Origin of the sequence: Nocardioides sp., assembly GCF_034670285.1 — a bacterium.
Lineage (GTDB): Bacteria > Actinomycetota > Actinomycetes > Propionibacteriales > Nocardioidaceae > Nocardioides.
The window spans coordinates 1-5,905 of sequence record NZ_JAXMNS010000238.1 but is presented as its reverse complement, the minus strand read 5'-3'; the positions used below and the strand labels follow the sequence as shown (position 1 = coordinate 5,905).

The window sequence follows — 5,905 nt, the reverse complement described above, 5'->3', positions numbered from 1 at the left end:
CCCGGACCCCGGGCTCGACTGCGAGGGGTTCGACAAGGTGGTGAGCCTCAGCCGCCGACGATCTCGACGGAGCTCATCACGATCGGCTCGACCGGGCGGTCGCCGGCGCCGGTGGGCGCGGTGCCGATGGCGTCCACGACGTCGCGGCTCGCCTGGTCGGCGACCTCACCGAAGATGGTGTGCTTGCGGTTGAGCCACGGGGTGGCGCCGACGGTGATGAAGAACTGCGAGCCGTTGGTGCCGGGGCCCGCGTTGGCCATTGCGAGGAGGTAGGGCTTGTCGAAGACGAGCTCGGGGTGGATCTCGTCCTTGAACGTGTAGCCCGGGCCGCCGGTGCCGGTGCCCTGCGGGCACCCGCCCTGGATCATGAAGCCCTCGATGACGCGGTGGAAGCCGAGGCCGTCGTAGAAGCGCTTGTTCTCGCCGTTGGCCTCCTTCTCGCCGGTCGCGAGACCGGTGAAGTTGGCCACCGTCTCGGGAGCGTGGTTCGGGAACAGGGTGATCGTGATGTCGCCCTTGTTGGTCTTGAAGATGGCCTGAAGGTCCGCCATGACTTCCTTTCGAGCCCTTGCGGGCAGGTGACGAGAGTGGTGACGTGGGTGGTCGTGCGCGAACACCTGGTGGTGACCGCGTCCGCGTCGATCCTGCCATGCAGCCCCAGCCCCGCCCCAGCCCCGCCTGCAGCTCCACCTGCGGGCCCGCCCGCGACTCACCCGCCCTGGGGTGGTCGCCCACTCGTCACGCATGATGGGATGGACACACCTGAGGTCGGTCGCCGGCCGACCTCCCACACCTGTGCACAGCATGGAAAGGAAGGCTCCCGATGGGACTTCGCTCCAAGAAGTCGCGCCTCGACCAGGCCACCGACATCGTCGAGGGATACGTCGACAGCATGCGTCCCCACGTGCAGTCCGCCATGGAGTCCACTCGTGACTTCGTGCAGGACACCGCAATCCCCGCTCTGAACGACGCCAAGGAGAAGGCCGGTCCGGCTCTCGCCGACGCTCGCGAGAAGGCTGCCCCCGTGGTGGCCGACGCGCGCGTGCGTGCCGCTTCGCACCTCGCCGACGCTCGCGAGAAGGCCGCCCCGGTCGTCGCCGAGGCGCGGGTGCGCGCAGCCGAGCAGCTCGCCGAGGCCCGCGAGAAGGCCGCCCCGGTCGTCGCCGCCGGTGCTGCTGCTGCCGGTGAGAAGGCTGCCGCTGCCCGCGTGCTGGCCGACTCGAAGGTCGCCGAGATCAAGGGCGAGGAGCCGAAGAAGAAGAAGGGCAAGCTCAAGCGCGTCCTGTTCCTCAGCCTCCTGGCCGGTGGCGCCGCCGTCGTCGCCAAGAAGCTCAAGGGCGAGCCGACCTCCGACAACTGGCAGTCGACCTACGTGCCGACGCCTGCGCCCAGCGCCCCGGCAGCCCCGGCCGCTTCGACGGGGTCGCACAAGGCCGACGCTCCGGTCGAGGACGCCGGTGGCGCCTCGCCCGACGAGGCGCTCTCCGACGAGGCCGACGCTCCGCACCCGGTCACCACGCCCGACCAGCCGGCCGAGGTCGTCGACGTCGAGCCCGAGGCCGACTCCAAGTAGTCAGCCCCGCAGCACCAGCACACCGCCCCGGCGCACCTCGCGTGCCCGGGGCGGTGGCTTTTTCAAGCGCTGGCGGCGTCGGCGTCGTCGAGCGCCCACTCGGCCCGCACCCGCGCAGTCGCGCGGTGCTCGGCCCAGAACGACAGCACCGGCACCGTGCCGCAGAGCAGGGTGACGATCGTGAAGCCGATCTCCCACTCCGCACGCTGCGAGAGCCAGAAGGCGGCGAAGAGGAAGATCATGTAGAGCCAGCCGTGCGCGACCCCGAGGTTGCTGGTGATCCACTCCCCCGCCAGCTGGAGGTCGGTGCCGTCGGTGAGCAGGTACTTCAACGGCATGCCGACCAGGATCAGCACCACGAGCAGCAGGCCCACGATCGTCGCCATGGTGCGGTAGGCCTTGAGGGGGGTCGCGATGTCGGGGCTCACGTGTCCAACGCTACCGGGGCCCCGGAGGCCGGCTGCTCGGTGGACTCCTTCACGTAGCGCCACCAGATGAAGAGCGCAAAGGCCCCGAAGACCCACCACTCGACGGCGTAGAGCAGGTTGCGCAGTGCCGTGAACTGGCCCGGTTCCGGCAGCTGCTCGACGTCGGCCACCACGAGGTCGGCCGACTGGGCGTCGCCGGGCACCGGCTCGCGCAGGACGACGTAGCCGGCGTACAGGTCGTTGTCGAGGCGCTGCACCAGGTCGGCGATCCGCAGCTGGGGGAACACGTCGTCGAGGGGGTCCTCGTCGAACGCGCCGGTGCCCTCGGAGGGCTGGAGGAGCCCCTCGAGGTCGGCGGTGCCGGTGGGGGGTGCCGGGGCGAGGTCGGGAGACGGCACCCAGCCGCGCACGACCGGCAGGGCGGGGTCGCTCTCGGTGCCGGTGGTGATCGGCGTGACGACCCAGAAGCCGTCGCGGCCCTCGAAGCGGCGGCCCTCGACGAAGACGGTGGCGTCCGGCACCCATGTGCCGCTCAGCGTCACCGGCTGACCGACGCGGTCGCCCGGGAACGAGTCGTCGGGCCCCATCACGTCGAGCAGGTCCATCGGGTCGCGCTGGGTGAGGTCGATCGCCTCGGCCTCGCGCTGCGCCTGCCAGGCGCCGAACTGCCAGAGGCCGAGCCCGAGGGCCAGACCCACGCAGATCACGGCCACGACGTGCGCCCCGAGCATCGTCGGGGTCAGGTAGCGGCGCACTCCCCCAGCCTACGGAGGCCGCCCGCGGCCATGGGCGCCGGATGTCGGGGGCGAGTCAGCGAGTCAGAGCGAGCAGACCGCGAAAGGCAGGTGCCGCTGACGGGCCAGGCTCTCGGCAGCTGCCGGGTCACCGATGGTGTAACCGATCCGACCGCCGCTGGGGTCGGCCACGGGCTCGACGTAGCCCACCGCGAACTCGGGGTCGGTGCGCGGCAGGATGTCGGGCAGCCGGGCGCGGTCGAATACGTCGTTGCGGACCTGCCCGAGGTGCACGGTCACGAGGTCGACGCCATAGCTCACCGCGAACGGTCCGAGCTCGTCGAGCGCCCCCATCTCCTCGGCCGGGGCGGGCGCGAGGTCGGAGGCGTCGCCGTCGGCGAAGGCGACGTCGTAGGGGATGCAGGCGGAGTCGACGTACGTCGAGGTCGCCGGCCGTCCCACGAGGGCCGTGCGGGCCGGGTCGGCCGCCCAGCTGTCGGTGGGTTCGTCGGTGGCGTCGAGCGAGATCAGCCGGCGGCCGGCGTCGAAGTCAGCACCGTCGAGCGGTCCGACGCCGTCCCTGATCGCCCGGGCCACTCCGTCGAGGTCGAGGTCGTCGCGCAGGCGGAGCACCCAGCCCTCACCGGAGGGCGTGCCCCACCGGGCCTCCCAGATGACGTCGTCCTGGGTGAAGCCGTAGTCGTCGAGCAGCCGCTCGTCGACGCCTCGGAGCAGACCGTCGCTGAACATCACGGTCCGACGGGCGGCGTTGCGCCAGAACCTGTCGCGGGCTGCTGCGGACGACTCGCTGGTGAGCTCGCTCTGGGCCAGGCGCAGGCGCAGCTCGTCGTAGTCGGTGACCGCCAGCACCGTCGCCTCGGAAGGCACCAGGGCCATCGCTGCGGCGGCGGGCTCGAGCGCCGGGTCGTACGCCGGGACCGGCGCCTCCTCGATGAGGCTCGGCGGCACGAAGGGCTCCTCCTCGCCGCTGCACGAGGTCAGCAGGAGAGCACACCCCAGCAGCGCACCCACCACACCTGACCTCACCGGGACCTCACCGGAACAGTGTGCCAGCCACCTCTTCACCGCGAGGTCGCGCCTGACGATCTGCGCCTCGTCGTGGGCGAGCGTTCTGGCGCCACCCCTTGCCGAGCACCGCTGACGAGCGCATCCTGAAAGGCACGGCCGACGGTGGGTCGGCTGTGCCGCTCATGGAGGTATGTCATGAGATCCACCTATCGCTTTCTCGCTCGCGCCATCGCCGTCCTCGTCGTCGTCCAGGCCGGCGCCATCGCCTGGGCCTTCTTCGGGCTGACCAACTGGATCAACGACGGCGGAGTGGTCGACAAGGCACTCATCGAGTGCACCGACTGCGACCAGATGTTCACCGCCGAGTGGGGGTTCGCCCTCCACATGTTCTTCATCGGCCTGATCCTCATCCCGCTCATCTCGCTCGTCCTGCTGATCGTGTCCTTCTTCGCCAAGGTGGCGCAGGGGCAGGCGCTGGCGGGCGGGATCTTCGGCCTCGTGCTGCTGCAGGTGCTGGTGCTGCCCGCGCTCTCGCGTGAGCTGGGCAGCGGCTTCGGCGCCCTGCACGGCGTCAACGCCCTGCTGATCCTCGGGCTGGCCCTGCACGCCGGTTCGCGGGCCGCCGAGCCGGCGCATCCCGCGCACGTCGGGCAACGGGTGTCGACCTGAGCGACGCCACGACCGGCAGGCGACTCCGCGGGTGGGTCGCCGTGCTCGTCGCGCTCGCCGTGGTCGGGCCCCTGGGTTACCTGTGGCACGCGAGCCTGCTCCCGGACAGCTATGACATGGCCGCGATGGGCTACCCCGATTGGGGCGGTGGACCCGGGGGGCACACCGGGCCGGGCGGGGCCGTCGTCGCGGTCGCTGACCTGGTGGCACCCACCGGCCGGCCCGACGTCCGAGCACGGTTCGAGGTCCGCCAGGACGATGAGGGCTACACGGTCAACGGCCGCTCCCCGGGGCCGCTCCTCTCTGCCGTCGCCGGCGACCTCGTCGAGGTGGTGCTCGTCAACGTCGACGTCGCTGCGGGTGCGACGCTGCACTGGCACGGCGTCGACGTGCCCAACGCCGCCGACGGCGTCGCAGGGGTGACCCAGGACGCCGTCGGGCCCGGCGAGGAGTTCGTCTACCGCTTCGTGGCCGATCGCGAGGGCACCTACTGGTACCACTCGCACCAGGTCTCCCACGTGCAGGTGCAGGGCGGGCTCTTCGGCCCGTTCGTCGTCCGGTCGCCGACCGCCGATGCCGACGTGCTCGACCAGCTCGCCGTCGTCCACCGCTACGACGACGGCCCGAGTCTCAACGGACTCCCGGGGACCACGGCGGTCGACACCGAGGTCGGGCGCGAGGTGCGCGTGCGGATCATCAACACCGACAACGGGCTCCTCACGACCTGGGTGAACGGCGCGCCGTTCGAGGTCGTCGCGATCGACGGGGTCGATGTCCACGAGCCCGAGCCGTTGACCGGGACCGCAGTGCGGGTCCCGGCGGGCGGCCGGGTCGACCTCGGCTTCGTGATCCCCGACGGCGGTGTGCGAGTCGATCTCGGAGGCACGACGGCGCTCACCTTCGGCGGCGACCCCACCACGGGCACGACCCGGGCACCGCCGGACGAGCTGGATCCGCTCACCTATGGAGAGCCGGTGTCCCTGGGCCTGGACCCGGCCGCAGCCGACAGGCGTTTCGAGTACCGCATCGGCAAGCGCCCGGGCTTCCTCGACGGACGGCCCGGGATGTGGTGGACCATCAACGGCCACCACTTCCCCGACGTGCCGATGTTCATGGTCTTCGAGGGCGACGTCGTGGTCATGCAGATCGAGAACCACAGCGACGACACCCACCCGATGCACCTGCATGGCCACCATGCCGTCGTGCTGTCCCGCGACGGCACTGCGGCCACCGGCAGTCCCTGGTGGATCGACTCGCTGGAGGTCGGGGTCGGGGAGACCTACGAGATCGCGTTCGTGGCTGACAACCCGGGGCTGTGGATGGACCACTGCCACAACCTCCAGCACGCCGTCGACGGCCTCGTCGCGCACCTGATGTACGCCGGTGTGTCCTCGTCGTTCCGTGTCGGAGGGGAGCACAGCAACGAGCCGGAGTGATCGAGCGCCCCACGGTCGCTAGCATCGACCACATGT

General features: G+C 71.0%; 7 protein-coding genes. 3 read left to right on the top strand and 4 right to left on the bottom strand.

From position 1 onward, the window contains the following. Positions 1-47: 47 nt before the first annotated feature. Positions 48-551, bottom strand: a complete 504-nt coding sequence (locus tag VOI19_RS12505) for a peptidylprolyl isomerase (RefSeq protein WP_323793292.1) — start codon at positions 549-551, stop codon at positions 48-50. 272 nt (positions 552-823) lie between these two features. Between VOI19_RS12505 and VOI19_RS12500 the strand changes: the two genes are divergently transcribed. Next, the gene (locus VOI19_RS12500) at positions 824-1,573 is read left to right on the top strand and encodes a hypothetical protein (RefSeq protein WP_323793291.1); all 750 of its coding nucleotides are present in this window, start codon (positions 824-826) and stop codon (positions 1,571-1,573) included. 62 nt (positions 1,574-1,635) lie between these two features. Here VOI19_RS12500 and VOI19_RS12495 read toward each other — a convergent pair whose 3' ends face one another. The 3 genes from VOI19_RS12495 to VOI19_RS12485 form a co-directional block, all read right to left on the bottom strand. After that, positions 1,636-2,001, bottom strand: a complete 366-nt coding sequence (locus VOI19_RS12495) for a DUF3817 domain-containing protein (protein ID WP_323793290.1) — start codon at positions 1,999-2,001, stop codon at positions 1,636-1,638. Continuing rightward, complete coding sequence (locus tag VOI19_RS12490; RefSeq protein WP_323793289.1) at positions 1,998-2,756, bottom strand: SURF1 family protein; 759 nt, start codon at positions 2,754-2,756, stop codon at positions 1,998-2,000. Before VOI19_RS12490 ends, VOI19_RS12495 begins: the two co-directional genes overlap by 4 nt. A gap of 63 nt (positions 2,757-2,819) precedes the next feature. Then, entirely contained in the window at positions 2,820-3,767 is a 948-nt protein-coding gene (locus VOI19_RS12485) for a hypothetical protein (protein ID WP_323793288.1), read from the bottom strand. A 192-nt stretch (positions 3,768-3,959) separates the two neighbouring features. On the opposite strand from VOI19_RS12485, the gene VOI19_RS12480 reads away from it, so the two are divergent. Further along, positions 3,960-4,433, top strand: a complete 474-nt coding sequence (locus VOI19_RS12480) for a hypothetical protein (protein WP_323793287.1) — start codon at positions 3,960-3,962, stop codon at positions 4,431-4,433. Positions 4,434-4,474: 41 nt separating this feature from the next. Beyond that, complete coding sequence (locus tag VOI19_RS12475) at positions 4,475-5,869, top strand: multicopper oxidase family protein (RefSeq protein ID WP_323793286.1); 1,395 nt, start codon at positions 4,475-4,477, stop codon at positions 5,867-5,869. The last annotated feature ends 36 nt before the right edge of the window (positions 5,870-5,905 follow it).